This is a genomic window from Pseudomonas sp. 20P_3.2_Bac5 (assembly GCF_025466035.1).
In the GTDB taxonomy this organism is placed as follows: Bacteria; Pseudomonadota; Gammaproteobacteria; order Pseudomonadales; family Pseudomonadaceae; genus Aquipseudomonas.
Window position 1 is genome coordinate 187,941 of record NZ_JANLOA010000130.1, and the last position, 24,998, is coordinate 212,938.

Below are 24,998 nucleotides of genomic sequence, written 5' to 3' on the forward strand. Positions count from 1 at the left end.
GGAAGGTAGAGATCCGTGAAAAAGGATTCCCTCAAAAGCTGGTTCAAGAGCGGCGCCCCCGGTGTCTGGATAAGCGGTGGCTCGGTGGCCATCGCGGTCATCATGACCATCGGTCTGCTCTCGGTCATCGCTGTACGTGGTCTGGGCCATTTCTGGCCCGCCGACCTGGTCCAGGCCAACTACACCGTGCCGGGCCAGCCCGCGCACGTGGTAGTGGGCGAAGTGGTGCAAAAGGAAGAAGTACCACGTGCCCGTCTGAAAGGTGCCGGCTTGCCGGTACCTGACGTCGGCCCGGAATTCATGACCCGCGAACTGATCAAGGTCGGTAACCGTGACCTCAACGGCAGCGACTTCACCTGGGTTGTGGGTGAATGGCTGACCGACGAACAGCGTCCCGCCGAGATGATCGCCCTGGAACGCCGCGAGTGGGGCAACTTCTACGGCTACCTGGTCAGCGTCAAGGAAAACGGCAAGGTGGTCGGCGAAGGCCAGGCTGCCTGGACCGAACTGCAGAACCGTCTGGCCCGCTCGGAGAAGCTGGCCCGCGACCTGCAAAGTCTTGAGAAGAAAGACATCGGTGCCATCAACCACGGCCTTGAGCGCCTGCGCCTTCACGGCCGCAAGCTGGAGCTGGAAGGCAAGCTGGACGCCGCCGCCCAGGCCGACATCGAGTCCGAGCGTGCCGAGCTGAACAACCGTTACAAGGCCATCGAAGAGCGTCTGGGCACCCTGCACCAGGATTTCGCTCGCGACAGCCTGGTAGCGCGTGACGGCAACGGCCGTGAAGTCGAGATCAACCTGAGCAAGGTGGTGCACGCCTACCAGCCGAACGGCATGGGCCTGTTCACCAAGCTGGGCGTGTACTTCGCCAAGGTCTGGGAATTCCTCAGCGACGACCCGCGTGAAGCCAACACTGAAGGCGGTATCTTCCCGGCCATTTTCGGTACGGTGATGATGACTCTGATCATGGCCGTGATCGTGACGCCATTCGGCGTGCTGGCAGCGGTCTACCTGCGTGAATACGCTCGTCAGGGACCCATCACCCGGCTGATCCGCATCGCGGTGAACAACCTGGCCGGTGTTCCGGCGATCGTCTACGGCGTGTTCGGCCTGGGCTTCTTCGTCTACGTGCTGGGTGGCTCGCTTGACCGGCTGTTCTTCCCCGAATCGCTGCCGGCGCCAACCCTCGGTACGCCGGGCCTGCTCTGGGCTTCGCTGACCCTGGCACTGCTGGCGGTACCGGTGGTGATCGTTGCCACCGAAGAAGGTCTGGCGCGGATCCCGCGGACCGTGCGTGAAGGCTCTCTGGCCCTCGGCGCAACCAAGGCCGAGACGCTGTGGAAGATCGTCCTGCCGATGGCCAGCCCGGCGATGATGACCGGCATGATCCTCGCGGTGGCCCGTGCCGCCGGTGAAGTGGCGCCGCTGATGCTGGTGGGTGTGGTGAAACTGGCGCCGTCGCTGCCGGTGGACGGCAACTACCCGTACCTGCACCTGGACCAGAAGATCATGCACCTGGGCTTCCACATCTATGACGTCGGCTTCCAGAGCCCGAACGTCGAGGCCGCGCGTCCGCTGGTGTACGCCACCGCGCTGCTGCTGGTGCTGGTCATCGCCACGCTGAACCTGTCGGCGGTCTGGATCCGTAACCACCTGCGCGAGAAGTACAAAGCGCTGGATCACTGATCGTCACCGTCTTTTTGCAAGTGCCGCCCGCGCCGTGTGCCGGGCGGTTCGATGAAACGAAATTGATAGCGTATGGAGTCTGACCATGCAGCATGAACCCCACACCCACGGCATCGATATGTCGGCCTTGGGTCGCGACAAACAGAGCCTGCGTCTGGCGGAAGAAACCGTGGCCATCGAAGTGCCCGGCCTGAGCCTGTTCTACGGCGAGAAACAAGCCCTGTTCGACGTCAGCATGAACATCCCCAAACAGCGCGTGACCGCCTTCATTGGCCCGTCCGGCTGCGGTAAATCCACCCTGCTGCGGACCTTCAACCGGATGAACGATCTGGTCGACGGCTGCCGCGTCGAGGGCGCGATCAACCTCTACGGTAACAACATCTACCGCAAGGGCGAAGACGTCGCCGAGCTGCGCCGTCGCGTCGGCATGGTGTTCCAGAAGCCGAACCCGTTCCCCAAGACCATCTATGAAAACGTGGTCTACGGCCTGCGCATCCAGGGCATCAACAAGAAGCGCGTGCTCGACGAAGCCGTCGAATGGGCACTGAAAGGCGCGGCGCTGTGGGAAGAAGTGAAAGACCGCCTGCACGACTCGGCCCTCGGCCTGTCCGGTGGTCAGCAGCAGCGTCTGGTGATCGCCCGTACCATCGCCGTGGAACCGGAAGTCCTGCTGCTCGACGAGCCTTGCTCGGCACTGGACCCGATCTCCACCCTGAAGGTCGAAGAGCTGATCTATGAGCTGAAGTCCAAGTACACCATCGTCATCGTGACCCACAACATGCAGCAGGCGGCCCGGGTTTCGGACTACACCGCGTTCATGTACATGGGCAAACTGGTCGAATTCGGTGATACCGATACCCTGTTCACCAACCCGGCGAAGAAGCAGACCGAAGACTACATCACCGGTCGCTACGGCTAGTCGCGCGGGGCGCGACAGCTTCACGCTGCGAGCCACGAGCGGCAACAAGGTGAACTCAGGGATTACACGAACGACTTGAAGCTTGCGGCTTGAAGCTGGCAGCTTATTCGCGGAGCGAAAGCATGATCGACAAAGACAGCCTCACCCATCACATCTCCCAGCAGTTCAACGCCGAGCTCGAAGAGGTGCGCAGCCACCTTCTGGCCATGGGCGGCCTGGTCGAGAAGCAGGTCAACGACGCGGTCACCGCGCTGATCGAGGCCGACTCCGGCCTGGCCCAGCAGGTGCGCGAGGTTGACGAGCAAATCAACCAGATGGAACGCAACATCGACGAGGAATGCGTGCGCATTCTTGCCCGTCGCCAGCCGGCCGCGTCGGACCTGCGCCTGATCATCAGCATTTCCAAGTCGGTGATCGACCTGGAGCGCATCGGTGACGAGTCGACCAAGATCGCTCGCCGCGCCATCCAGCTCTGTGAGGAAGGCGAATCGCCGCGCGGTTACGTCGAGGTTCGCCATATCGGCGACCAGGTGCGCAACATGGTCCGCGATGCACTGGACGCCTTCGCCCGCTTCGACGCCGAACTGGCCCTGTCGGTTGCTCAATACGACAAGACCATCGACCGCGAATACAAGACCGCGCTGCGCGAACTGGTCACCTACATGATGGAAGACCCGCGTTCCATCTCGCGGGTGCTGAGCGTGATCTGGGCCCTGCGTTCGCTGGAGCGTATCGGCGACCACGCGCGCAACATCTCTGAGCTGGTGATTTACCTGGTGCGCGGTACCGACGTCCGTCACCTGGGCCTGGCGCGCATGAGGGAAGAAGTTCAGGGCACTGAAAAAGCTAATGTTTCGGGCGAATCTGACGATAAATAAGACTGCCCCGAGAACTAACGCCTGGCTCCGGCCGGGCGTTTTCGTTTGCGGCAGCGCAATAGAAGGCACCCGCGAACGAATGCGTTATGTCCCGGCGTGACCGAAGTTTTGGCCAATGGCCATCAGTCAACGTTATGCTAGTCGGGATCAGGAAGGAGTGGCGATGAGTAAAGTCAGTGTTTTGGTGGTGGATGACGCGCCGTTTATCCGCGATCTGGTGAAGAAATGCCTGCGCAACTATTTTCCGGGCATGGTCATTGAAGATGCGGTCAACGGGCGCAAAGCCCAGACCCTGATGGCCCGGGAGGTGTTCGACCTGATTCTGTGCGACTGGGAAATGCCGGAGATGTCCGGCCTCGAACTCCTGACCTGGTGCCGCCAGCAGGACTCGATGAAGACCCTGCCGTTCATCATGGTGACCAGCCGCGGCGACAAGGAAAACGTGGTTCAGGCCATCCAGGCCGGCGTTTCCGACTATGTCGGCAAGCCGTTCACCAACGAGCAGTTGCTGACCAAAGTAAAAAAGGCCCTGGCCAGGGTTGGCAAGCTCGAGGCGAGCATGGCCGGCGGTAATGCACGCTCCTCCAGCGGTTTTGCCAATGACTCGCTGTCGGCCCTGACCAGCGGCAAGCCTGAGCAGGCCAAGGCCAGTGCACCGGTCGCGGCGCCAGCCGCCCAGCCACAGGTCAGCGCTCCCGCGCCTGAGCCGGCCAAGCCTGCCGTGCCGGCCGGACGTGGCCAAGGCCAGCTGCGCCTGTCCAGCGGCAATCAGCCCTGCATCATCAAGGCACTGACCCTCAAGGAAGCTTCTCTGGTGGTACGCCGCAGCGATGCCCTGCCGCAGGTGCTGGAAGGCGCCGTGCTGGACCTGGAGCAAGGCGAAACCTCGGAGATCGCCCGGCTCAACGGCTACCTGCATTCGGTCGCGGCACTTGAGCCCAAGCCCGACAGCGACTGGTTGCAACTGATCTTCCGTTTCGTCGACCAGGATGCGCAGAAGCTCGACTACCTGTCTCGCCTGATCGCCCGCGGTACGGCCCAGAAGCAATACATTCCGAGCGCCTGATCACCGTTCACCCCGACCTGCGTCGAGCGAAGCTGCCCAGTGGCTCGCCGACGCGCCGTCTGGCGGCAAATTGCCACCGCTGATCGGCTTGAACCTTCCTGAAACAGTCCCCGCCTTCTGCGACAAAAACCGGCTGCTAGGCTTCGACAAAGCACAACTGTCAGAAGGCCATTAGTCATGCCATCCCGCCTGCTGCTGTTCTGCGCCTTGCTGCTATCTGCCGGGCCGGCTCTGGCCATGACCATCTATAAAAGCACCGACCCTTACGGTGTTGTTTCCTACTCTGATCGGCCCCAGCCTGGTGCGCGGCCTTTCATCTTTCGGGACCAGATGGTCGAGCAACTGGACAGTCAGGTGCACCTTCAAGCCACGCCGCATGCCGGCGGTGTGCATTTCTCCGTGTACAACGAGTTGTTCGCGCCCGTCGAAGTCGAGTTGCGCCTGGAGCGCCTGGGCAATGCGAGGGACGTCGGGCCGCGGGTAGTACGGCGGGTGGTGCCGCCACGGGCCACGGTAGCGCTGACCAGCGTCAGTGCCTTGCAACCGGGCAAACCGGTAACTTACCGCGAGAAATTTCGTACGGCCCTCGGCGACCCCGTGCAGCGGCCGCGGGCCTATCGCTACCCCTTGCCCTGGCGTGGCGGGCCGTTTCGCCTGACCCAGGGCCCTAACGGCCGCTTCAGCCATTTCGGGCCCAAAGGCCGCTACGCCATGGACATCGCCATGCCCGAGGGCACGCCGATCATCGCCGCGCGTCCTGGCGTGGTGGTCAAGGTGGAGAACCGGCAAAGCGGTCGCGGGACGCAGCCGTCCGGCAATTTCGTGAGGGTTCTGCACAGCGACGGCACCATGGGCGTGTACCTGCACCTGATGCGCGGTTCGGTGGTGGTGCGGGAAGGGCAGCAGGTGGCGTATGGCACGCCGCTGGCGCGGTCGGGGAATACCGGCAGGAGCACCGCGCCGCACCTGCATTTCGTGGTGCAGCGCAATGTCGGGCTGGCGGTGGAGTCGATTCCCTACCAGTTCAACCAGCCCGTGGGTGGGTTGCCGAACTTCACCGCCGGCAACCCGTGACGGTGCTCAATCGAGCTTGAGCACCTTGGCCAGGACGATCTTCGGCCCTTTCATCTTCTTGATGATGATGCGCAGGCCTTCGACTTCCAGCACTTCTTCCTCTTCGGGGACGCGCTTGAGGGTCTCGTAGACCAGGCCAGCGAGGGTTTCCGCCTCAATGTGGTCGAGGTCCAGGCCAAGCAGGCGCTCGACCTTGAACAGCGGCGTGTCACCGCGCACCAGCAACTTGCCCGGCTGGTAGGCGAGGATGCCGCGTTCGGCCTTGCGGTGTTCGTCCTGGATATCGCCGACCAGCACTTCCAGCACGTCTTCCATGGTCAGGTAGCCGATGACTTTGCCGTCGGCCTCCTCGACCAGCGCGAAGTGCGCGCCGCCTTTGCGGAACTGCTCCAGCAACTGCGACAGCGGCATGTGCCGGGAGACGCGTTCCAGCGGGCGGGTCAGTTCGGCCAGGTCGAAGGATTCTGGAACGTGGTCCAGCGCCGCCAGTTCCAGCAGCAGGTCCTTGATGTGCAGCAGGCCGACGAACTCGCCGCGCTCGGCGTCGTACACCGGGTAACGGCTGAACTTGTGCCGGCGGAACATCGCCAGGATCTCTTTCAGCGGCGCATTGACGTCGAGGCTGATCATGTCTTCCCGGGAGTTGGCCCAGTCGACCACTTCCAGCTCGCCCATTTCCACCGCCGAGGCCAGCACGCGCATGCCTTGGTCGCTGGGGTCCTGGCCACGGCTCGAGTGCAGGATCAGTTTCAGTTCGTCACGGCTGTAGTGATGCTCGTGGTGCGGGCCGGGCTCGCCTTGGCCGGCGATACGCAGGATGGCGTTGGCGCTGGCGTTGAGCAGGTAAATGGCCGGGTACATGGCCCAGTAGAATAGGTACAGCGGCACGGCGGTCCACAGCGACAGCAGCTCTGGCTTGCGGATCGCCCAGGACTTGGGCGCCAGCTCACCGACCACGATGTGCAGGTAGGAAATCACGAAGAAGGCGCTGAAGAACGAAACGCCCTTGATGATCTCCGGCGACTGCACGCCGATGGCGGCCAGCAGCGGTTCGAGCAGGTGGGCGAACGCCGGTTCTCCGACCCAGCCAAGGCCCAGCGATGCCAGGGTGATACCCAGTTGGCAGGCGGACAGGTAGGCGTCCAGTTGGCTGTGTACGGTGCGCAGAATATGTCCGCGCCAGCCATTCTGTTCGGCGATTGCCTCGACCCGGGTCGAGCGCAGTTTGACCATGGCGAACTCGGCGGCTACGAAAAAGCCGTTGAGCAGAACCAGCAAGAGAGCGAAAAGAATCATGCCGAAATCGGCGAAGAGTGAGGCGAGGCTGATACTAGGGGAAGGGTCCATGATGGAGTTTTACGGGGTCCGTCTTCTTGAAATAGGAGGAAAAAAGATGCCAGCTCATGCTGGCACCCGTCCGCCAATGTAGCGGCTGAAAACCCAAATGCAAAGTGCGCTGGATCACTGAACCTTGCGGGCGGCGATCTGAACGCCGGCGAAGTGGCAGGTAAAGGTGCTGCCATGGCCCGGAACGCTGCTGATTTCCAGGCGACCGCGATGGCGCAGCAGCACGTGCTTGACGATCGCCAGGCCCAGGCCGGTGCCACCGGTATTGGAGGCGCGGCTGGAATCGACCCGGTAGAAACGCTCGGTGAGGCGCGGCAGGTGCTTGGCGTCGATACCGATGCCCGAGTCTTGCACGCTCAGGTGCGCGCCGTGTTCGTCGCCCCACCAGCGGATGCGGATATTGCCCTCGTCCGGGGTGTACTTCACGGCGTTGAACACCAGGTTGGAGAAGGCGCTGCGCAGTTCCGCCTCGCTGCCTTTCAGGCGCAGGCCGGGCTCGGCTTCCAGGGTGATGCGCTGGTTGCGCTGGCCAGACAGTGCCTGGGCGTCGCCCTTGATGGAGTGCAGCAGGGTGTCGACTGCGACCGGAAGGTTGTCCGACGGATAATCGGTGGCTTCCAGCTTGGCCAGCAGCAGCAGGTCGTTGAGCAGCGTCTGCATGCGTCCGCCCTGTTGCTGCATTTGCTGCAGCGCCCGCGTCCAGCGTGGATTCACGTCTTCCACGTTGTCCAGCAGGGTTTCCAGGTAGCCGGCAATCACGGTCAGCGGTGTGCGCAATTCGTGGGATACGTTGGCGACGAAATCCTTGCGCATCTGTTCGAGCTGGTGGATACGGGTGACGTCGCGCACCAGCATCAGGTGCTCGTTGTTGCCGTAGCGGGTGATGTGCAACTGAATGCGCAGGCGGTCGCTGATCGGCGACGGGATTTCCAGCGGCTCCAGGTAGTTTTCCTGCTCGAAATACTCCTTGAAGCGTGGATGGCGGACCAGATTGGTCACCGGCTGGCCGCTGTCTTGCGGGGTCTTGAGGCCCAGCAGGGTTTCGGCTGCGCGGTTCCACCACTCCAGATTGCCTTCGCTGTCGAGCATGATCACCGCATCTCGCAGCGCGGCGGTGGACTCCTGGACGCGGTCGATCACTGCTTGCAGGCGCCCGCGGACCCGTTGGTCGCGGCGCTGCAGGTGATAGATGCTGTCGAAGATCTCGCCCCACAGGCCGTAGCCGTCCGGTGGTGCTTCATCGGATCTGTGCTCTTGCAGCCACTGGTGCAGCCGCAGCATCTGTTTCAGGGTCCAGCCCAGGTAGACAGCCAGGCCGAGCGCGAGGCTCCAGCCATAGTGGCCGCTGATCAGCCCGACAAGCAGGCAGACGGTAATCAGCAGCAGCATGTGGCGAATGAGGGTGCCGTGCCAGTTCTGGTTCAATTCGGGATCCTTGGGGATCAGCCTCACGTTGCAGCTACACGCTGCAAGAGTGAAGCGGATCGCGTTTTGCTTTTTGCTCTTCTTGAGACTGGATCAAGCGCAAGCTTGAAACGGCTTTCAACCCTTGGTTGAAAACCTGTATCCGGTGCCGCGAACGGTTTGTACCAGATTTTCGTAGGCTTCACCCAGCGCCTTGCGCAGGCGCCGGATGTGCACGTCGACGGTACGTTCCTCGACATAGACGTTGCCGCCCCAGACCTGGTCGAGCAGTTGCCCGCGGGTGTAGGCACGCTCCTGGTGGGTCATGAAGAATTGCAGCAGGCGGTATTCGGTGGGGCCCATCTCGGCGGGTTTGCCGTCGATGGTCACGCGGTGGCTGATGGGGTCGAGCAGCAGGCCGCCGACTTCGATCGGTGCTTCGCCATCGCTCGGGCCGGCACGGCGCAGGACGGCCTTGAGGCGGGCGACCAGCTCGCGCGGCGAGAACGGCTTGGTGATGTAGTCGTCGGCGCCGACTTCCAGGCCCTGGATCTTGTTGTCTTCCTCACCCTTGGCGGTGAGCATGATGATCGGTACGTCGCTGGTCAGCTCGTCGCGCTTGAGGCGGCGGGCCAGCTCGATGCCCGAGGTGCCCGGCAGCATCCAGTCCAGCAGGATCAGGTCCGGCTTGCGGTCCACGATGATGGCGTGGGCCTGTTGCGAATTTTCGGCCTCGAGGCAGTCATAGCCAGCCATTTCCAATGCAACGGCGATCATTTCGCGAATTGGCGCTTCGTCGTCAACGATCAGAATGTTCCTGCCAACCATGCTCAAACCTCTCCCAGCTTCTGGTGTCTTGGCCCGCATTAGATAACGGAATTATTGCAGTCGTGTGACAGGTCGGGGGCCGTTGCAGCAACATTTCGTTACTGAGCTAGGCTGTAAATCCCACTCCCGAGATTTAACGGTGAATCCAATGACACGACATACGCTGAACTGGATGACGCTCTGCGCAGCTCTCGCCTTACCGGGGATGGCTCTGGCCGACCATGCCATGGAGAAGGACGGCATGCTGGTGGATCACAACGGCATGACGCTCTACACCTTCGACAAGGATGCTGGCGGCAAGTCCATGTGCAACGACGAATGCGCGAAGAACTGGCCACCCCTGGCGGCCAAGGCCGGTGAGAAGGCCGAAGGCAAATGGACGCAGATCAAGCGTGCCGACGGCAGCATGCAGTGGGCCTACGACGGCAAACCACTGTACACCTTCGTCAAGGACAAGAAGGGCGGAGACATGACCGGTGATGGCATGAAGGACGTCTGGCACGTCGCCAAGCCCTGAACCGTAGCTCCCACAGAGGCTTGAATCAGCCACTGTGGGAGCCGGCTTGCCGGCGATTGCGATCGACCCGGTAGCACTGCGTTCGAGTCAGCGGGTCGCGTAGTCGATCACGATGCTGACGAAGATGATCAAACCCGCCCAATGGTTGTGCAGGAACGCCTTGAAGCAGGCGTCCCGCGCGAGGCTGCGGGTTGACCAGAACTCCCAGGCGAAGCACACCGCCGCGCCCAGCAAGCCGAGATGGAACCAGCCGCCCAGGTCGAATTGGTTGCCGGCCAGCAGCAGGCACAGCAGCGACCCGACCTGCAGCGACAGAATGATGATGCGGTCGGCTTCGCCGAACAGGATCGCGGTGGATTTCACCCCGATCCTCAGGTCGTCGTCGCGATCGACCATCGCGTAGTAGGTGTCATACCCCACCGTCCACAGCAGGTTGGCGATGTACAGCAGCCAGGCGATCGCCGGCAGCTCGCCGTTCGCCGCGGTGAAGGCCATCGGAATACCCCACGAATACGCCGCCCCCAGAACCACCTGCGGGTAGTAGGTGTAGCGCTTCATGAACGGGTAGCAGGCGGCCAGCGCCACCGCGCCGAACGACAGGTACACAGTGGTGGCATTGGTGCACAGCACCAGCAGGAAACTCAGGCCCACCAACAGCGCGAACAACGCCAGGGCTTCCCGGCCGCTGATCTTGCCGCTGGCCAGTGGCCGCTCGGCGGTGCGTTTGACGTGCCCGTCCACCTTGCGGTCGGCGAAGTCGTTGATGGCGCAGCCGGCGGCGCGCATCAGCACCACGCCGAACAGGAAGATCAGCACATTGGCCAGGGTCGGCGAGCCTTTGCCGGCAATCCAGACCGCCGACAAGGTCGGCCAGAGCAGCAGGTAGATGCCGATCGGCTTGTCCATACGGCTCAGTTGGATGAAATCCCACGCACGGGGATGCAGGCGATTGAGCGACTTGAGCAGGCTCAGGTACATCAGCGGACCTCCTGGAAAGCTTCGGTGGCGTGCCACAGCGCGGGAAGAAACACCTCCGCCACCAGCAGGCCCAGCGCGCCACGGTCGAAACGCGAACGGCGGCCCCACAGACCTTCGCTGTTCTGCTCGGGCGGCAGCCAATCCGGCGGGTAGTGGCAGACTTCGATCGCCTGACGGGCGAAGCCGCGATCACAGAACAGCAACTCGCCCAGTGACCGGCTGCCCAGCGCTTCCAGATCAAGGCCATCGTTGAGCAAGGCCTCGCGGCCGGCAACGCTGCGGGCGAACACCCAGGGTTCGCCATGGCCGCGCAGGTAAACCTCGCGTACCCAGCCTTCGCTGCCCGGCGCCAGGCCAAGGGCCTGGCATTCGTCGGTGCGCAGGGTCTGCCAGCCTTCATAAAGGGGCGTCACGGAGAAATGGTCAGCAGAGAGGCGGGTCAAACGGCGGGTCAGGGAGCCCTGGTCGAACAGCCAGTCCAGGATCAGCGCAGGCGTTTTCGCGGCGAGCTGCGGTGTGTGCTGCGTCCATTGCGCAGCCGGAAATTGCGAGGATTCGTATGGCACGGTAGATCAGCGGTTACAGGCCAGAGAGGCGGCGAGCTTAGCATGTTTGCCCCTGGCAACTTGCATCGCCTGGCCAGCCTCAGTACAAAGCCCTGCTGACGATCGACGCATAACGATCGCGCCTGGCCTGAATGTAAGGAGATCAACGATGAAGAAGTGGCAATGTGTGGTGTGCGGCCTGATTTACGACGAGGCCGAGGGCTGGCCGGATGACGGCATCGCGCCCGGCACCCGTTGGGAAGACGTTCCGGCAGACTGGCTGTGCCCGGACTGCGGCGTCGGCAAGATGGATTTCGAGATGATCGCCATCGGCTGATCTTTTTTCACCCTTTTTGAAGGACACGCAAGGCATGACCGATCCCGTCGTGATAATCGGCACCGGACTGGCGGGTTACAACCTCGCCCGCGAATTTCGCAAGCTCGACGGCGAGACGCCGTTATTGCTGATTACCGCGGACGATGGCCGCTCCTATTCGAAGCCGATGCTCTCGACCGGTTTTGCCAAGAACAAGGACGCCGACGGCCTGTGCATGGCCGAGCCGGGCGCCATGGCTGAGCAGTTGAAGGCCGAGATCCGCACCCACACCCGCATCAGCGGCATCGATCCCGGTCACAAGCGCCTGTGGATCGGCGAAGAGCAGGTGCGCTACCGCGACCTGGTGCTGGCCTGGGGCGCAGAAACCGTGCGCGTACCGCTTGAGGGCGATGCTGCCGATCTGGTGTTCCCGATCAATGACCTGGAGGACTACGCGCGTTTCCGCGCGGCGGCGGCGGGCAAGCGCCGCGTATTGATCCTCGGGGCTGGCCTGATCGGCTGCGAGTTCGCCAATGACATGAGCCTGGGCGGCTTCGAGGTTGAGCTGGTGGCGCCGTGCGAGCAGGTCATGCCGACCCTGTTGCATCCGGCCACCGCGGCAGCGGTCCAGGCCGGGCTTGAAGGGCTGGGCGTGCGCTTCCACCTCGGGCCGGTGCTGAACCGCTTGCAGCGGGTGGCGGACGGGCTTGAGGCGCATCTGTCGGACGGCTCCGTGATCGCCTGCGATCTGGTGGTTTCTGCGGTCGGCCTGAAACCCCGCACCGACCTGGCCTCGGCAGCCGGTTTGAGGACCAATCGCGGGGTGGTCGTTGACCGCCACCTGCGCACGTCCCATGCCAATATCTACGCATTGGGCGATTGCGCCGAAGTGGACGGGATCAACCTGCTCTACGTGATGCCGTTGATGGGCGGGGCGCGGGCGTTGTCGCAGACGCTGGCCGGCAACCCGACTGCGGTCAGCTATGGACCGATGCCGATCACGGTGAAAACCCCGGCCTGCCCGCTGGTGGCGTCGCCGCCGCCGCTAGGGCAAGAGGGGCAGTGGACAGTCGAAGGGCAGGGCGCCGACCTGAAAGTGCTCTGCCACGATGCTGCGGGCCAACTGCTCGGCTATGCCCTTACGGGTACTGCGGTGATGGAGAAGCTGGCACTGAATCGCCAGCTTCCGCCCCTGATGGCGTAAATAACAGGCGTTCTGTCGGATTTACCCCTCCATTGCCGCCACAATGGCCGCGCAGAGACTGGCGCGGCCCTTGGTGGCGTGCCATCCTCACTCCCGTCTGCCGCAGTTTAGAGCCTGCGGTGCCTTGGGCGCTGCCTGTTGGGCGGCACGGCATAACAACAAAAAATTCCGTCAAAGGGGCTTCACCATGCGTAAACCCGAACTCGCCGCAGCCATCGCTGAAAAGGCCGATCTCACCAAAGAGCAGGCCAACCGTGTCCTGAATGCCGTGCTCGAAGAAATCACCAACGCCCTGCACGGAGGGGACGGAGTGACCCTGGTAGGCTTTGGTACGTTCGAGAAGCGTCACCGCGGTGCCCGCACCGGCAAAAACCCGCAAACCGGCGAGCCGGTGAAAATCAAGGCCAGCAATACCGTGGCGTTCAAGCCAGGCAAGTTCCTCAAGGACAGCGTCAATCCTTGAGAGCGTGATTCATCGAATGCAGTGAGAACGGGCATCCCAAGGGATGCCCGTTTTGCTTGGGGTGATCGCTGCAGCAAAAGCAGGTCGACCAGTAGCATTCGTTCACTAAAAGGATAAACTGCGCGCGCCAGTCACTTTTTCGCCGAGGCGCATTCATGAAGTTCCGCTTTCTCCTTTGGGCCTTGGGGCTGCTGATGTCCCGGGCCAGCCGCAAGAATCCGGCTTTCCAGCAGCAGTTGCAGGGCAAGGATCTGGTGTTCCAGCTACAGACGCTGGACGGCAAGGTCGCCCGCCACTTCGTCGTCAAAGACAATCGCATCAGCAGCAGCGGCGGCACCCATCCGACCCCGGCCTTCGCCATCGCCTTCAAGGACGCCGTGTTCGGCTTCGAGACCCTTCAGGCGAAGAACAAGCAACTGGCGTTCATGCAGGGGATCCAGGACAAGACCATTCAGATCAAGGGCAACCCGGCCCTGGTGATGTGGTTCCAGGGCCTGATGAAGTACCTGAAGCCCAAAAAGAAAGCCTGACCCCAAGGGGCCAGGCTTTTTCGTGACAGCCGCTACAGCCGGACTCAGTGCTGGCTGAACTGCGAGGCCAGTTCGCGCAGCATGGTTTCGGCTTCCAGCACCTTGTGGACCACGTCTTCAGCCTTCTCGCGAGTGATGCTCAGGCGTTCCAGCAGCTCGTCCGGAATAGGCTCGTCTGGCCCGGAGCCGATACCGCGAGCGCGCAGCAGGCGCACCGACAGGCACACCAGATTGGGGAAGGCCGAGTAGTCGCCGGCGTAATGCGGGTCGTGCTGGAAGCGCAGGGCGGTGGCGAGCTCTTCCGGCATGTCCCAGAAACGCATCAGCCAGGCGCCGATCTGCTCGCGGCTGATGCCCAGCAGATGTTGCTCGACATAGCTGTGGCACAGGTGCGGGTTGACCTCCAGGTGTCGGCAGATCAGCGAGAAATGCGGCGGGAACACGTGGGCCAGCAGCAGGTAGCCGAAGTTGTGCAGCAGCCCCGCCAGATAGGTCAGCCCCGCTTCCGGGCGTTCAGCCCGCGGCATTGCGCGCGTCAGACCCTCGATCACCGCAGCGGTGTAGATCGATTGCTGCCAGTACGGCGTGGTCTGTTGCGGATGATCCTTCGGCAGGCTGAGGGTCTTGCCCAGCGCCAGGCCCAGCGCCAGGTTGATCACCAGATCGAAGCCGAGCACGCGGACGATGGCGTCTTCCACCGAGCGGATCTTGCCGGGTGAGGCGTAGTAGGGCGAGGCCGCCCAACTGACCACCTGGGCCGCCAGCGCCGGGTCGGTTTCGACCACACCGGTGATGTCATCAATGGTGGCGTTGGGGTCTACCCGCAGCTTGATGATTTTCTGCGCGGTTTCGGCCAGCGGCGGGATTTCGATGGTCGCTTCCAGGCGCTGCTGGATTCGACGCGCGGTGAAAACCTGAACGGCCTGGGTGATTTCCTCGCTGTCGTCAGCGGGCCGGTCGAGGTTCGGACGGATCTGGCTCAGCAGCTCGCCGAACTTGCCGGCGCTGGCCTTGCTGAGCATCTTCTTGAAGTCATCGCGCTCGATTTCCAGCAGCAGGCCTGCTTCACCCGACTGCACCAACAGACGCTCCGGCTGCAGCACGCTTTCTTCGTACAGGCACGGCGAACTGGTCAGCGCGGGTATGGCCGGCAGGATCTTCAGCCCGTGCTTGTCGAGCATCTGTTGCAGACGCTCCAGCGGCACCGCGGCCAGCTTGCGCCCGGTCAGTTCGGTGAGACGGCTGAGGTCGAGCAACTGGCTCTGCGGGAACAGCACCATCAGCGCGCCGACCGAGTCGTCCAGCAGGACGGCCATAACACGGGCTTCGGGCGGCAACTGCGGTTGTTCGGGCACTTCGCGATAGGCGACGCCGAGCTTGTCGAGCAGCAGCCGGATAACAGACGGAACCTGTGGGGTTGCTGTATCGAGGGCAACTTCAATCATGGTCTGTATCCAAATTTTTTACAGAGGCAGAGTATACCCAGCTTGGCCGGGTGGCTGGATCCAATTGCGTGGATCACGTCACACCTGGCCATATTGTTGGCCGTGACGCAGCCAGCGTTCGAGCAGCGGGCTGACGTGATCGGGCCAGCGCGCCAACAGCGCCTGGGCGGCGTCGCGAACGGCGGGCAGCAGGTCGGCATCGCGCATCAGGTCGGCGACCTTGAACTGCAGCAGGCCGGTCTGGCGCGTGCCGAGCATTTCGCCCGGGCCGCGCAGTTCCAGGTCCTTTTCGGCGATGACGAAGCCGTCGTTGGTTTCGCGCATGATCCCCAAGCGTTCGCGGCCGATCTGCGACAGTGGCGGATGATACAGCAGCACGCAGTGACTCACGGCGCTGCCGCGGCCGACACGGCCACGCAATTGGTGCAACTGGGCCAGGCCCAGGCGCTCGGGGTTTTCGATGATCATCAGGCTGGCGTTCGGCACATCCACGCCGACCTCGATTACGGTGGTGGCCACCAGCAGTTGCAGGCGGCCTTCCTTGAACTCGGCCATGATCGCGGCCTTTTCCGCAGGCTTCATGCGCCCGTGAATCAGCCCCACATGCAGCTCGCCCAAGGCGCTGGAAAGCTCCTCGAAGGTGGTTTCGGCGGCCTGGCAGGTCAGCTCTTCGGATTCTTCAATCAAGGTGCACACCCAGTACGCCTGGCGCCCTTCGGCGCAGGCGGCACGCACCCGTTCGACCACTTCGAAGCGCCGGCTGTCGGTGACCAGCACGGTGTTGACCGGGGTACGCCCGGGCGGCAGTTCGTCGAGGATCGAGGTGTCGAGGTCGGCGTAGGCGCTCATGGCGAGGGTCCGCGGGATTGGGGTCGCGGTCATGATCAACTGGTGCGGGCAGAAACGGCCGCCCACGCCTTTCTGGCGCAAGGCCAGGCGCTGCTGGACGCCGAAGCGGTGCTGTTCGTCGATGATCGCCAGGGCGAGGTTGTGGAATTTCACCTCTTCCTGGAACAGCGCATGGGTGCCAACCACCATGGGCGTGCCGCTGGCGATCTGCTCCAGCGACGCGGTGCGGGCCTTACCCTTGAGCTTGCCGGCCAGCCACGCGACTTCGATACCCAGCGGTTCGAGCCAGCGTTTGAAGGTGATGTAGTGCTGTTCGGCGAGAATCTCGGTGGGTGCCATCAGCGCCACCTGGTAGCCGGCTTCCAGCGCCTGTAGCGCGGCGAGGGCGGCGACCACGGTCTTGCCCGCGCCAACATCGCCCTGGACCAGGCGCAACATGGGCTCGGGCTGGCTCAGGTCGTAAGCGATTTCATTGCCGACCCGCTGCTGCGCGCCGGTCGGCGGGAAGCCCAGGTTGGCGAGGAACTGCGCCGGCAGCCGCTTGGCCTTGGGCAGCACCGGCGCGCGCAGGGCCCGCAGGCTTTCCCGCAGGCGTTGCTGTGAAAGCTGGTGGGTGAGCAGTTCTTCGAAGGCCAGGCGATGCTGGGCCCAATGCTGGCCTTCGGCGAGCTCATCGACATCGGCATCGGCGGGCGGCTGGTGCAGGTAGCGAATGGCCTGGTCCAGCGGGCCGAGCTGGTAGTCGCGGGCCAGTTCCTCGGGCAGCCAGTCCGGCAGGCTGCGCGGGCCGAGCATGGCCAGGCTCTGCTGGCTCAACTGGCGCAGGCGCTGTTGAGTGAGGCCTTCGGTGGTCGGGTATATCGGGGTCAGGGTCTGGTCCACCGGCGCCGGCTCGTCGCCGGTAAGGGCGCGGTACTCGGGGTGGTAGATTTCCAGCCCCGAGGCGCCGGGCCGGGCTTCGCCGTAGCAGCGCAGGTGGGTGCCGCGCTTGAGGCCGTCTTTCTGGGCGTTGCTGAAGTGATAGAAGCGCAGGCTCAGCACGCCGCTGCCATCACCGAGGCGCACGACCAGGCTGCGGCGTTTGCCCATCACCACGTCGGCGCCGCTGACCACGCCTTCGATGACCGCATCCTGGCCAGGACGCAGCGCACCGATGGGCACCACGCGGGTGCGGTCCTGATAGCGCAGGGGCAGATGGAACAGCACGTCCTGGAGGTTTTCCAGGCCGACCTTGGCGAGCTTCTCGGCCATGGCTTCGCCGACGCCTTTCAATGCGGTGACCGACACCTGGGACAACTCGGTCATGGCGAAAACCTATTGGTCCGCGGGTGGCTTGGCCACCGAGCACAGACGGATCGAATCAGCGAGGATCTCAATGGCCTTCGGCCGCGGGAAACTGGCCCGCCAGGCGATGGCCACGGTGCGGAACGGCACGGGCGGGCTCAACGGGCGGACTTCGATCACGCCAGGCGCGTAGTGATGGCTGTGCACCGCCGACAACGGCAGGATCGAGATACCGAGGCCAGAGGCGACCATGTGACGGATGGTTTCCAGCGAGCTGGATTCCACCGTGGTGTGCTTGGCGCCGTCACTGCCCTTGGCCAGGGTCGGGCAGGCCTCGAGCACCTGGTCGCGGAAGCAGTGACCTTCGCCCAGCAGCAGCAGGCTCTTGTCGTTGAGCAGGTTGGCGTCGATGGTCTCTTGCTGGGTCCAGGGGTGGCCGCTGGGCATCAGCACATAGAACGGCTCGTCATAGAGCGGCAGCGTCAGCACGTCGGCTTCATTGAACGGCAGGGCGATGATCACCGCGTCCAGTTCGCCGTTGCGCAGTTTGTCGCGCAGCACGTGGGTGAAGTTTTCTTCGATGTACAACGGCATCTGCGGGGCGACCCGGTGCAGTTGTGGAATCAGGTGGGGGAACAGGTACGGGCCGACGGTGTAGATGGCTCCGACCTTGAGCGGCGCGGTCAGCTGGTTCTTGCCAGCCTGGGCCAGTTCGCGGATGCCCTGGGCCTGTTCGAGGACTTTCTGCGCCTGGGCGACGATGCTTTCGCCGACCGGGGTCAGGCGCACCGCGCTTTTGCTGCGCTCGAAAATCAGTACGCCCAACTCGTCCTCAAGCTTTTTCACGCCCACCGACAAGGTCGGCTGGCTGACGTGGCAGCGTTCGGCGGCGTGGCCGAAATGCTGTTCCTGAGCGAGAGTGACGATGTAGCGTAATTCTGTGAGGGTCATAACATGCGTCCATGAAGTAGCGGCCCCAGCATAGCGGCTGCAACCGATAGAAGCACGTTATCAGACTTGCATCGGGGCGACAGAAACAATGATCCAGGCTTCATGAAGGAAGACGGCGACCCGAGGGTCGCCGTCTTTTTTCCAGCCTTAGCGCTTGTCCAGCGAGTAGACGAACGGTGCAACCACTTCGATGCTGCCGTTGTTGAGCAGCTCCTTGGGTGGCGCCGGCACTGGCTGTGCCTTGCGGATCATCTCCAGGGTCGCGCGGTCCAGCGCGGCACTGCCCGAACCTCCGGCCAGCGAGTAGGACAGGATCCGGCCCTCGCCATCGACCACGAAGCGCAACCGGTTGATGCCCTGCAGGCCGCGACGGCGAGCGTCTTCCGGGTAGCGTTTGAACTTGCCCAGGTGACGCAGCAAGTCGCTCTGCCAGGTCGGCAAGGCGTTGCTGTTGCTGGCGATGCTCGGTGCCGGTGCCGCCGATTTTTGCGCCGGCGCATTGCTCGGCGGGGTATCGACGACGTCCTGCTCGACCGGTTTCTCCTGCGGATCAGGCTTTTGCTCCGGCTTTGGCGGCTGGGGCTTGGCCTTGGGTTTGGCAGGTTTCGGAATAGCGATTTTCGGCTTCGGTGCTTCAACCAGCTTCGGCAACGGCGGTTCTTCTACCGGTGCGGGCGGTTGCGGCGGCGTCACGACCTTGGGCGGTGGTGGCGGCGCCGGCTCTGGCATCGGAGCCATTTCGATCATCATTGCTGCGGGCGGCAGTTCGATGGCCTGCGGTGCCGACCAGTTCAGCGCCAACACGATTGCGATGGCATGCACTGCCAGCACGAGTAACAGGCTACCCCCGTAACGCCCCAGCTTGTACCGGGTCTCGATCATTTCTTGGCTGCCGTCTCAAGCCCGACCAGACCGACCTTGAGGTAGCCGGCGGCGCGCAATGTGTTCATGACTTCCATCAGATCGCCATAGTCCACGCCTTTGTCGGCCTGGAAGAAGATCGTGGTTTCCTTGTCACCCTTGGTCTTGGCATCCAGCATCGGCCCCAGCTGGCTCGGTTGCTGGACCAGGTCTTCACCGAGGTAAAGCTTCTGGTCAGCCTTGACGCTCAGGAACACAGGCTTTTCCGGTCTCGGCGCGGGCTTCGCGGTCGAGGCTGGGAGGTCGACCTTGATGTCGACCGTCGCCAGCGGCGCTGCCACCATGAAGATGATCAGCAGAACCAGCATTACGTCGATGAACGGCGTAACGTTGATTTCGTGGTTTTCGGCGAGATCGTCGCCGCCCTCGTTAAGATGCAGGCCCATGGTTTACCCCACTTTCACCATGTGCGGCTGCGCGGAACGCTCGCCAGGCTGGTGGTCCAGGTCACGGCTGACCAGCAGCAGTACCTGTGCGGAGGCGTCGGACACCTGAGCCTTGTAGCCGGCGATGGAGCGGGCGAAGACGTTGTAGATGACAACCGCCGGGATCGCGGCAACCAGACCCAGCGCGGTGGCCAGCAGTGCTTCGGCGATACCCGGGGCAACGACGGCGAGGTTGGTGGTCTGGGTTTTGGCGATGCCGATGAAGCTGTTCATGATGCCCCAGACGGTACCGAACAGACCGACGAACGGTGCGGTGGAACCGATGGTAGCCAGTACGCCGGTGCCGCTGCTCATGTTGCGGCCGCTGGCGGCAACCAGGCGTTCGAGGCGGAAGCTGACGCGTTCCTTGATGCCTTCTTTCTCGCGGGCGTTGGCCGACAGGTGCATTTCTTCCAGCGCGTCATGGACCAGCGTGTGCGACAGGGTGCCGGGGACATTGGTATTGTCGCTGGCGTCCTTGAGGCTGACCGATTTCTTCAGCAGGCCGATTTCGCGACGCAGGCGGCGCTTGGCCCCCAGCAGCTCGAAGCCTTTGGCGATCCAGATGGTCCAGGTGATGATCGAGGCGATGGCCAGGCCGATCATGACGGTTTTGACGATGACGTCAGCGTTCTGGTACATGCCCCATGGCGACAGGTCGTGGCCCAGGCCCAGGGTTGGGTCGTCGGCGAGCGGTTCGCCGTCGGCATTCAGGGGACCTTCCACCGACGCTTCGACTGGCGCGGCGGCCGGGTCTGCCGGAGTAGCGGCTGCGTGCTCTGCGCCGTGTGCGGCAGCGGTGCCTTCTGCGGCTGGCGTCGCAGGTGCGACCGCTGCTGCTGGAGTGGCGGTGGCTGCGGCAGGTTCTTCTGCCATCGCGGCAGGTGCCAGCGTCAGGCTGAGCATCAGCGCTGCGATGGCGCGCAAGGCGCGCGACGTGGTTGGCGAAGCGGAAGGTTGGATGCGTGTCATGCTGGCCGGACCTGATGAAGAGGATGCGTGAATGGTCTTCAAGGCCTCGAAACAGGCCGAGAACAGAAAAAAGGGGCGGCCATTATTGCAAGTAATTCTTGTTAGCAGAAGTAATAAAGTAGCTTTTTTTACAGCGATGGCTAGCCGCCTATCGATTTTGGCGAAATAGTTCGGTCTTTGGTTATGGGAGTTTTGGCATGTCTTTACCTTCAGTTCTGATCGTCGGCTGTGGCGATGTGGGCGGGCGCCTGGCCAGGCAATTGCTGGCTTCTGGCTGGGCGGTCAGCGGCTTGCGCAGGAATACTGGCGCTTTGCCGGAGGGGGTCACGGGCATCAAAGCCGATCTCGAACAAGGTCAATGCCCGGCTGATTGGCCGGTGGTGGCGCCTGATTATCTGGTCTACAGCGTGGCCGCTAGCCAGCATGACGAAGCGGGCTATCGCTCGGCATATGTCGAAGGGCTGCGCAATGTGTTGGGCTGGCTGGCCGAGCGGGGGCAGAAGCCGCGTCGGCTGCTATTCGTTTCCAGCAGCAGCGTTTTCGCCCAGCAGGACGGCGAGTGGATCGATGAAACCGCGGAAACCGCGCCACGCGAGTATTCCGGGCGGGTGATGCTGGAGGCGGAGCGCCTTGCCTTGGAGAGCGGCGTGCCGGCCAGCGTGGTGCGCCTGACCGGGATCTACGGGCCGGGCCGCGAATGGCTGCTCAGCCAGGTGCGCCAAGGGTATCGGGTTACCGAGGAGCCGCCGCTGTACGGCAACCGCATCCATGCCGAGGATGCCGCCGGCCTGCTGGCGTTCCTGCTGCAGGCGGATCGGGACGGGCGGGCGCTGGAGGATTGCTACATCGGCGTGGACGATGCGCCCGCGCCGCTGGCCGAGGTGGTGGCCTGGTTGCGCGAGTACATGGGGGTTACCGAGTGGTCCGAGGAGCAGCGCGTGCGCCGTACCGGTAGCAAGCGCTGCAGCAACGCCCGGGCTCGGGCGCTTGGCTGGACGCCCACATTTGCGAGTTATCGCGAAGGCTATGCGGCGATTCTTGAAGGGCGCGGCTGACGCGCCCGTCCGTTATTTCTGTTCCAGCAGCCAGCGGCGAGCGCCGGGGCGCAGCGATGGCATTTCGTCGGGCTGGGAGTCGTTGATGGACTGGAAGATTTCCATCTGCTTGCCGTCGCGCTTGAAGATCCACGGATTGCCCTGCTGGTTGCGCTCGAGCCACAGGCTGTCGAACTTGCCGGTCATGCTGGCGCAATCACCCGCCAGGCAAAGGGCGTAGCGGTCCAGATTGGGCAGGCCGTCGAGGGCGCCGTTGTCGCGAAAGCGCACGGTGCCGCCCTGGCCAGGGCCTTCGAGGATTTTCCAGTTGCCTTTCAGGTAGGCGCCATACAGGGCCTGCTCGAAGGCGGCGCCTGGGGGAATATCGGGGTTGATGGTGTTGCTGCTGCGCTGGAAACGCTGTTCCGGTGCCCAGTCGCTGGTGGCCTGCACCAGTTCCTTGCCATCCAGTTCGAGGTTTTCCACCTGATCCCCGTCGAGTTCTACTTGCCAGTGGTCTTCATCGATGGCCTTCAGGCGGCCTTCCACCAGCTCGAAGCCGTTGCTGTAGCTGGCTTGTCCGGCGGCGACGTTGACCTTCCATTCGAAGTTCGGTCCGTGGCGCTCGAGTGCGTAGCGCAGGCCAGTGCCTTTGGACGCAGCATCGATGGCGTTCTGGTTGATCCAGACACCGTTGTAGTCTTCAGGTTTGTGGCTCGCGCAGCCGCCGAGCAGTGCGGCAAGCAGCGAAAGGGCAAGCGCGTTGCGCATTACGGGGTCCTTCAGGGGAGGAAAAGCGGCGAACCCTCAGGCTCGCCGCAGGGTATTACTCGAGAACCAGGATCGCGTCCATCTCGACCTGCGAGCCGCGTGGCAGGGCGGCAACGCCGATGGCCGCGCGAGCCGGGTACGGCTGCTCGAAGTAGCGGCCCATGACTTCGTTGACCTTGGCGAAGTGGCTCAGGTCGGTCAGGAAGATGTTCAGCTTGACGATGTCCTTGAAGGAACCGCCAGCAGCCTCGGCCACGGCCTTGAGGTTTTCGAACACCTGGACGGTCTGGGCTTCGAAGCCTTCGACCAGTTCCATGGTTTTCGGATCGAGCGGAATCTGGCCCGACATGTAGACGGTATTGCCGGCCTTGATCGCCTGGGAGTAGGTGCCAATGGCTGCCGGGGCCTTGTCGCTGGTGATGACGGTCTTGCTCATGGTGACTCCTTGCACGGGAAGGGCTACGCGCGCATGCGGGTGATGCGGATGACCCCCGCCAGTGCGCGCAGTTTCTTGATCACGCGGGCCAGGTGTACGCGGTCGTGCACGCTGACCACAAGCTGGACGACGCTGATGCGGCCATCACGCTCGTCCATGCTGATTTTCTCGATGTTGCCGTCGGCAGCGTTGACGCTGCTGGCGAGCAGGGCGATCAGGCCGCGCTGGTGTTCCAGCTCGACGCGCAGTTCGACGTTGAACTCGCCGGTGACGTCCTTGGCCCAGGAAAGCTGGATGCATTTTTCCGGGTTATGGCGGATTTCACTGATATTGCGGCAGCCTTCGAGGTGCACCACCATGCCTTTTCCGGCCGAGAGGTGGCCGACAATGGGGTCGCCCGGAATCGGCGTACAGCATTTGGCGTAGCTCAGCACCAGACCTTCGGTACCGCGGATGGCCAGCGGGCTTTCCGGGCTTGGCAGCTGCTCGCCTTCGCTGGAGAGCAGGCGTCGGGCCACGACGTAGGCCATGCGGTTGCCCAGGCCGATGTCTTCGAGCAGGTCTTCGATCAGTTCCAGGCGGTACTCGGCGAGCATGGCCTGGACGCGCTCTGGCGGAATCTTGTCCAGGGCGCTGTCGAAGCCGTTGAGCACCTTGTTCAGCAGGCGTTCGCCCAGATTGATGGACTCGGAACGGCGCTGTAGCTTGAGGGCGTGGCGGATGTGCGTGCGGGCCTTGCCGGTGACCACGAAGTTCAGCCACGCCGGATTCGGTCGTGCGCCCGGGGCGCTGACGATTTCGACCGTCGAGCCGCTCTGCAGCGGTTCGGACAGCGGCGCGAGGCGGCGGTTGATCCGGCAGGCGATGCAGCTGTTGCCGACGTCGGTGTGTACCGCGTAGGCGAAGTCGACCGCAGTGGAGCCTTTCGGCAGCTCCATGATGCGGCCCTTGGGCGTGAAGACGTAGACCTCGTCCGGGAACAGGTCGATCTTCACGCTCTCGATGAATTCGAGGGAGTTGCCGGCGCGTTGCTGCATTTCCAGCACGCCTTTGACCCACTGCCGTGCGCGGGCGTGGGTGCCCTTGGGCTGTTCGTCGTCGCTGGACTTGTACAGCCAATGGGCGGCGATGCCGTTGTTGGCCATCTCTTCCATCTCGCGGGTGCGGATCTGGATTTCGATGGGGACCCCGTGCATGCCGAACAGCGTGGTATGCAGCGACTGGTAGCCGTTGGCCTTGGGGATTGCGATGTAGTCCTTGAAGCGGCCGGGCAGGGGCTTGTACAGATTGTGCACAGCACCGAGCACGCGGTAGCAGGTGTCGACCTTGTCGACGATGATGCGAAACGCGTAGACATCCATGATCTCGTTGAAGGCGCGACGCTTGCCGCGCATCTTCTTGTAGATGCCATAGATGTGTTTTTGCCGACCGCTGACTTCGCCTTCCATGCCGTCCACCGCCAGGGCGTGGCTGAGCGACTCTTCGATCTTGTTGACGATTTCCTTGCGGTTGCCGCGGGCGCGTTTGACAGCCTGGTAGATGCGCGCCGAGCGCATCGGGTACATCGCCTTGAAACCCAGGTCCTCGAATTCGATGCGCACGCTGTGCATGCCGAGGCGGTTGGCGATGGGGGCGTAGATTTCCAGGGTTTCCTTGGCGATGCGCCGGCGTTTTTCGCCAGACAGCACTTCAAGGGTGCGCATGTTGTGCAGGCGGTCGGCCAGCTTGACCAGAATCACCCGGATATCCCGGGCCATGGCCATGGCCATCTTCTGGAAGTTTTCCGCCTGGGCCTCGGCCTTGGTCTCGAAGTTCATCTGGGTCAGCTTGCTGACGCCATCGACCAGTTCCGCGACGGTTTCGCCAAACTGTGAACTGAGGGCTTCCTTGGCGATGCCGGTGTCTTCGATCACGTCGTGCAGCATGGCCGCCATCAGGCTCTGATGGTCCATGTGCATGTCGGCGAGGATGCTGGCGACGGCCAGCGGATGCGTGACGTACGCCTCGCCGCTGCGGCGGCGTTGACCGTCGTGGGCCTGTTCAGCGTAGAAATAGGCTCGGCGGACCAGGTTGACCTGGTCGGGCCCGAGGTAGGTCGACAGACGATCGGCGAGGGCATCTATGCTCGGCAAGATACGACCTCCTGCCGAGGATA

At 63.2% G+C, this 24,998-nt stretch carries 25 protein-coding genes; 11 read left to right on the forward strand and 14 right to left on the reverse strand.

What is annotated here, in order from left to right:
- Positions 1–15 precede the first annotated feature (15 nt).
- The 5 genes from pstA to NTD88_RS25700 all read left to right on the forward strand — a co-directional run bounded on the left by pstA (position 16) and on the right by NTD88_RS25700 (position 5,623).
- Positions 16–1,686 (forward strand): phosphate ABC transporter permease PstA, encoded by a 1,671-nt coding sequence (gene pstA / locus NTD88_RS25680; protein ID WP_095158925.1) that lies wholly within the window; start codon positions 16–18, stop codon positions 1,684–1,686.
- An 85-nt stretch (positions 1,687–1,771) separates the two neighbouring features.
- Positions 1,772–2,605, forward strand: coding sequence for a phosphate ABC transporter ATP-binding protein PstB (pstB, locus tag NTD88_RS25685; protein ID WP_095158926.1), 834 nt, complete (start codon positions 1,772–1,774; stop codon positions 2,603–2,605).
- A gap of 122 nt (positions 2,606–2,727) precedes the next feature.
- Complete coding sequence (phoU, locus tag NTD88_RS25690) at positions 2,728–3,483, forward strand: phosphate signaling complex protein PhoU (protein WP_095158927.1); 756 nt, start codon at positions 2,728–2,730, stop codon at positions 3,481–3,483.
- A gap of 163 nt (positions 3,484–3,646) precedes the next feature.
- A complete protein-coding gene (locus NTD88_RS25695) occupies positions 3,647–4,549 on the forward strand; it encodes a response regulator (protein WP_095158928.1) in 903 nt (300 codons plus the stop codon).
- A 177-nt stretch (positions 4,550–4,726) separates the two neighbouring features.
- Entirely contained in the window at positions 4,727–5,623 is an 897-nt protein-coding gene (locus NTD88_RS25700; RefSeq protein WP_262156511.1) for a peptidoglycan DD-metalloendopeptidase family protein, read from the forward strand.
- A 6-nt stretch (positions 5,624–5,629) separates the two neighbouring features.
- On the opposite strand, the gene NTD88_RS25705 is transcribed toward NTD88_RS25700, so the two are convergent.
- The 3 genes from NTD88_RS25705 to phoB form a co-directional block, all read right to left on the reverse strand.
- Entirely contained in the window at positions 5,630–6,970 is a 1,341-nt protein-coding gene (locus NTD88_RS25705) for a hemolysin family protein (RefSeq protein WP_095158930.1), read from the reverse strand.
- A 114-nt stretch (positions 6,971–7,084) separates the two neighbouring features.
- Positions 7,085–8,359, reverse strand: coding sequence for a phosphate regulon sensor histidine kinase PhoR (gene phoR / locus NTD88_RS25710; RefSeq protein WP_256587860.1), 1,275 nt, complete (start codon positions 8,357–8,359; stop codon positions 7,085–7,087).
- A gap of 153 nt (positions 8,360–8,512) precedes the next feature.
- On the reverse strand, positions 8,513–9,202 hold the full coding sequence (gene phoB / locus NTD88_RS25715; RefSeq protein WP_095158932.1) for a phosphate regulon transcriptional regulator PhoB: 690 nt from the start codon (positions 9,200–9,202) through the stop codon (positions 8,513–8,515).
- Between the two features lie 148 nt (positions 9,203–9,350).
- Between phoB and NTD88_RS25720 the strand changes: the two genes are divergently transcribed.
- The gene (locus tag NTD88_RS25720; RefSeq protein WP_095158933.1) at positions 9,351–9,719 is read left to right on the forward strand and encodes a hypothetical protein; all 369 of its coding nucleotides are present in this window, start codon (positions 9,351–9,353) and stop codon (positions 9,717–9,719) included.
- 87 nt (positions 9,720–9,806) lie between these two features.
- Here NTD88_RS25720 and ubiA read toward each other — a convergent pair whose 3' ends face one another.
- Positions 9,807–10,697: a 4-hydroxybenzoate octaprenyltransferase gene (gene ubiA, locus NTD88_RS25725; protein ID WP_095158934.1), complete on the reverse strand. Its 891-nt coding sequence runs from the start codon at positions 10,695–10,697 to the stop codon at positions 9,807–9,809.
- Positions 10,697–11,263: a chorismate--pyruvate lyase family protein gene (locus NTD88_RS25730; protein WP_095158935.1), complete on the reverse strand. Its 567-nt coding sequence runs from the start codon at positions 11,261–11,263 to the stop codon at positions 10,697–10,699. The genes ubiA and NTD88_RS25730 overlap by 1 nt, the downstream gene beginning before the upstream one ends.
- 148 nt (positions 11,264–11,411) lie before the next feature.
- Here NTD88_RS25730 and NTD88_RS25735 point away from each other — a divergent pair, with 148 nt between their 5' ends.
- The 4 genes from NTD88_RS25735 (at position 11,412) to NTD88_RS25750 (ending at position 13,755) form a co-directional block, all read left to right on the forward strand.
- Positions 11,412–11,579 carry a rubredoxin gene (locus tag NTD88_RS25735; protein WP_095158936.1) on the forward strand — a complete coding sequence of 56 codons (168 nt, stop codon included), beginning with the start codon at positions 11,412–11,414 and terminating at the stop codon, positions 11,577–11,579.
- A 34-nt stretch (positions 11,580–11,613) separates the two neighbouring features.
- The gene (locus NTD88_RS25740) at positions 11,614–12,762 is read left to right on the forward strand and encodes an NAD(P)/FAD-dependent oxidoreductase (protein WP_262156512.1); all 1,149 of its coding nucleotides are present in this window, start codon (positions 11,614–11,616) and stop codon (positions 12,760–12,762) included.
- A 187-nt stretch (positions 12,763–12,949) separates the two neighbouring features.
- Complete coding sequence (locus NTD88_RS25745) at positions 12,950–13,225, forward strand: HU family DNA-binding protein (RefSeq protein ID WP_095158938.1); 276 nt, start codon at positions 12,950–12,952, stop codon at positions 13,223–13,225.
- A 155-nt stretch (positions 13,226–13,380) separates the two neighbouring features.
- Positions 13,381–13,755, forward strand: a complete 375-nt coding sequence (locus NTD88_RS25750; RefSeq protein WP_262156513.1) for an SCP2 sterol-binding domain-containing protein — start codon at positions 13,381–13,383, stop codon at positions 13,753–13,755.
- A gap of 44 nt (positions 13,756–13,799) precedes the next feature.
- Here NTD88_RS25750 and NTD88_RS25755 read toward each other — a convergent pair whose 3' ends face one another.
- The 6 genes from NTD88_RS25755 to exbB all read right to left on the reverse strand — a co-directional run bounded on the left by NTD88_RS25755 (position 13,800) and on the right by exbB (position 20,602).
- Entirely contained in the window at positions 13,800–15,200 is a 1,401-nt protein-coding gene (locus tag NTD88_RS25755; protein WP_095158940.1) for an aminoacyl-tRNA deacylase and HDOD domain-containing protein, read from the reverse strand.
- Positions 15,201–15,278: 78 nt separating this feature from the next.
- Positions 15,279–17,354, reverse strand: coding sequence for an ATP-dependent DNA helicase RecG (recG, locus tag NTD88_RS25760; protein WP_095158941.1), 2,076 nt, complete (start codon positions 17,352–17,354; stop codon positions 15,279–15,281).
- 9 nt (positions 17,355–17,363) lie between these two features.
- Entirely contained in the window at positions 17,364–18,284 is a 921-nt protein-coding gene (locus NTD88_RS25765) for a hydrogen peroxide-inducible genes activator (protein WP_262156514.1), read from the reverse strand.
- Between the two features lie 147 nt (positions 18,285–18,431).
- Positions 18,432–19,166, reverse strand: coding sequence for an energy transducer TonB (locus NTD88_RS25770; protein WP_262130707.1), 735 nt, complete (start codon positions 19,164–19,166; stop codon positions 18,432–18,434).
- Positions 19,163–19,591, reverse strand: coding sequence for a TonB system transport protein ExbD (exbD, locus tag NTD88_RS25775; RefSeq protein WP_095158944.1), 429 nt, complete (start codon positions 19,589–19,591; stop codon positions 19,163–19,165). Before exbD ends, NTD88_RS25770 begins: the two co-directional genes overlap by 4 nt.
- A 3-nt stretch (positions 19,592–19,594) precedes the next feature.
- Positions 19,595–20,602, reverse strand: coding sequence for a tonB-system energizer ExbB (gene exbB, locus NTD88_RS25780; protein WP_095158945.1), 1,008 nt, complete (start codon positions 20,600–20,602; stop codon positions 19,595–19,597).
- A 197-nt stretch (positions 20,603–20,799) separates the two neighbouring features.
- Between exbB and NTD88_RS25785 the strand changes: the two genes are divergently transcribed.
- Positions 20,800–21,657 carry an SDR family oxidoreductase gene (locus NTD88_RS25785; RefSeq protein WP_262156515.1) on the forward strand — a complete coding sequence of 286 codons (858 nt, stop codon included), beginning with the start codon at positions 20,800–20,802 and terminating at the stop codon, positions 21,655–21,657.
- 12 nt (positions 21,658–21,669) lie between these two features.
- Here NTD88_RS25785 and NTD88_RS25790 read toward each other — a convergent pair whose 3' ends face one another.
- Genes NTD88_RS25790 through spoT form a run of 3 tightly spaced genes read right to left on the reverse strand, consistent with a single transcriptional unit; the run spans position 21,670 to position 24,975 of the window.
- Positions 21,670–22,407: a hypothetical protein gene (locus tag NTD88_RS25790; protein ID WP_262156516.1), complete on the reverse strand. Its 738-nt coding sequence runs from the start codon at positions 22,405–22,407 to the stop codon at positions 21,670–21,672.
- A 55-nt stretch (positions 22,408–22,462) separates the two neighbouring features.
- Positions 22,463–22,843: a RidA family protein gene (locus tag NTD88_RS25795; protein WP_095158948.1), complete on the reverse strand. Its 381-nt coding sequence runs from the start codon at positions 22,841–22,843 to the stop codon at positions 22,463–22,465.
- A gap of 23 nt (positions 22,844–22,866) precedes the next feature.
- Positions 22,867–24,975 carry a bifunctional GTP diphosphokinase/guanosine-3',5'-bis pyrophosphate 3'-pyrophosphohydrolase gene (spoT, locus tag NTD88_RS25800; protein WP_095158949.1) on the reverse strand — a complete coding sequence of 703 codons (2,109 nt, stop codon included), beginning with the start codon at positions 24,973–24,975 and terminating at the stop codon, positions 22,867–22,869.
- Positions 24,976–24,998: the final 23 nt, after the last annotated feature.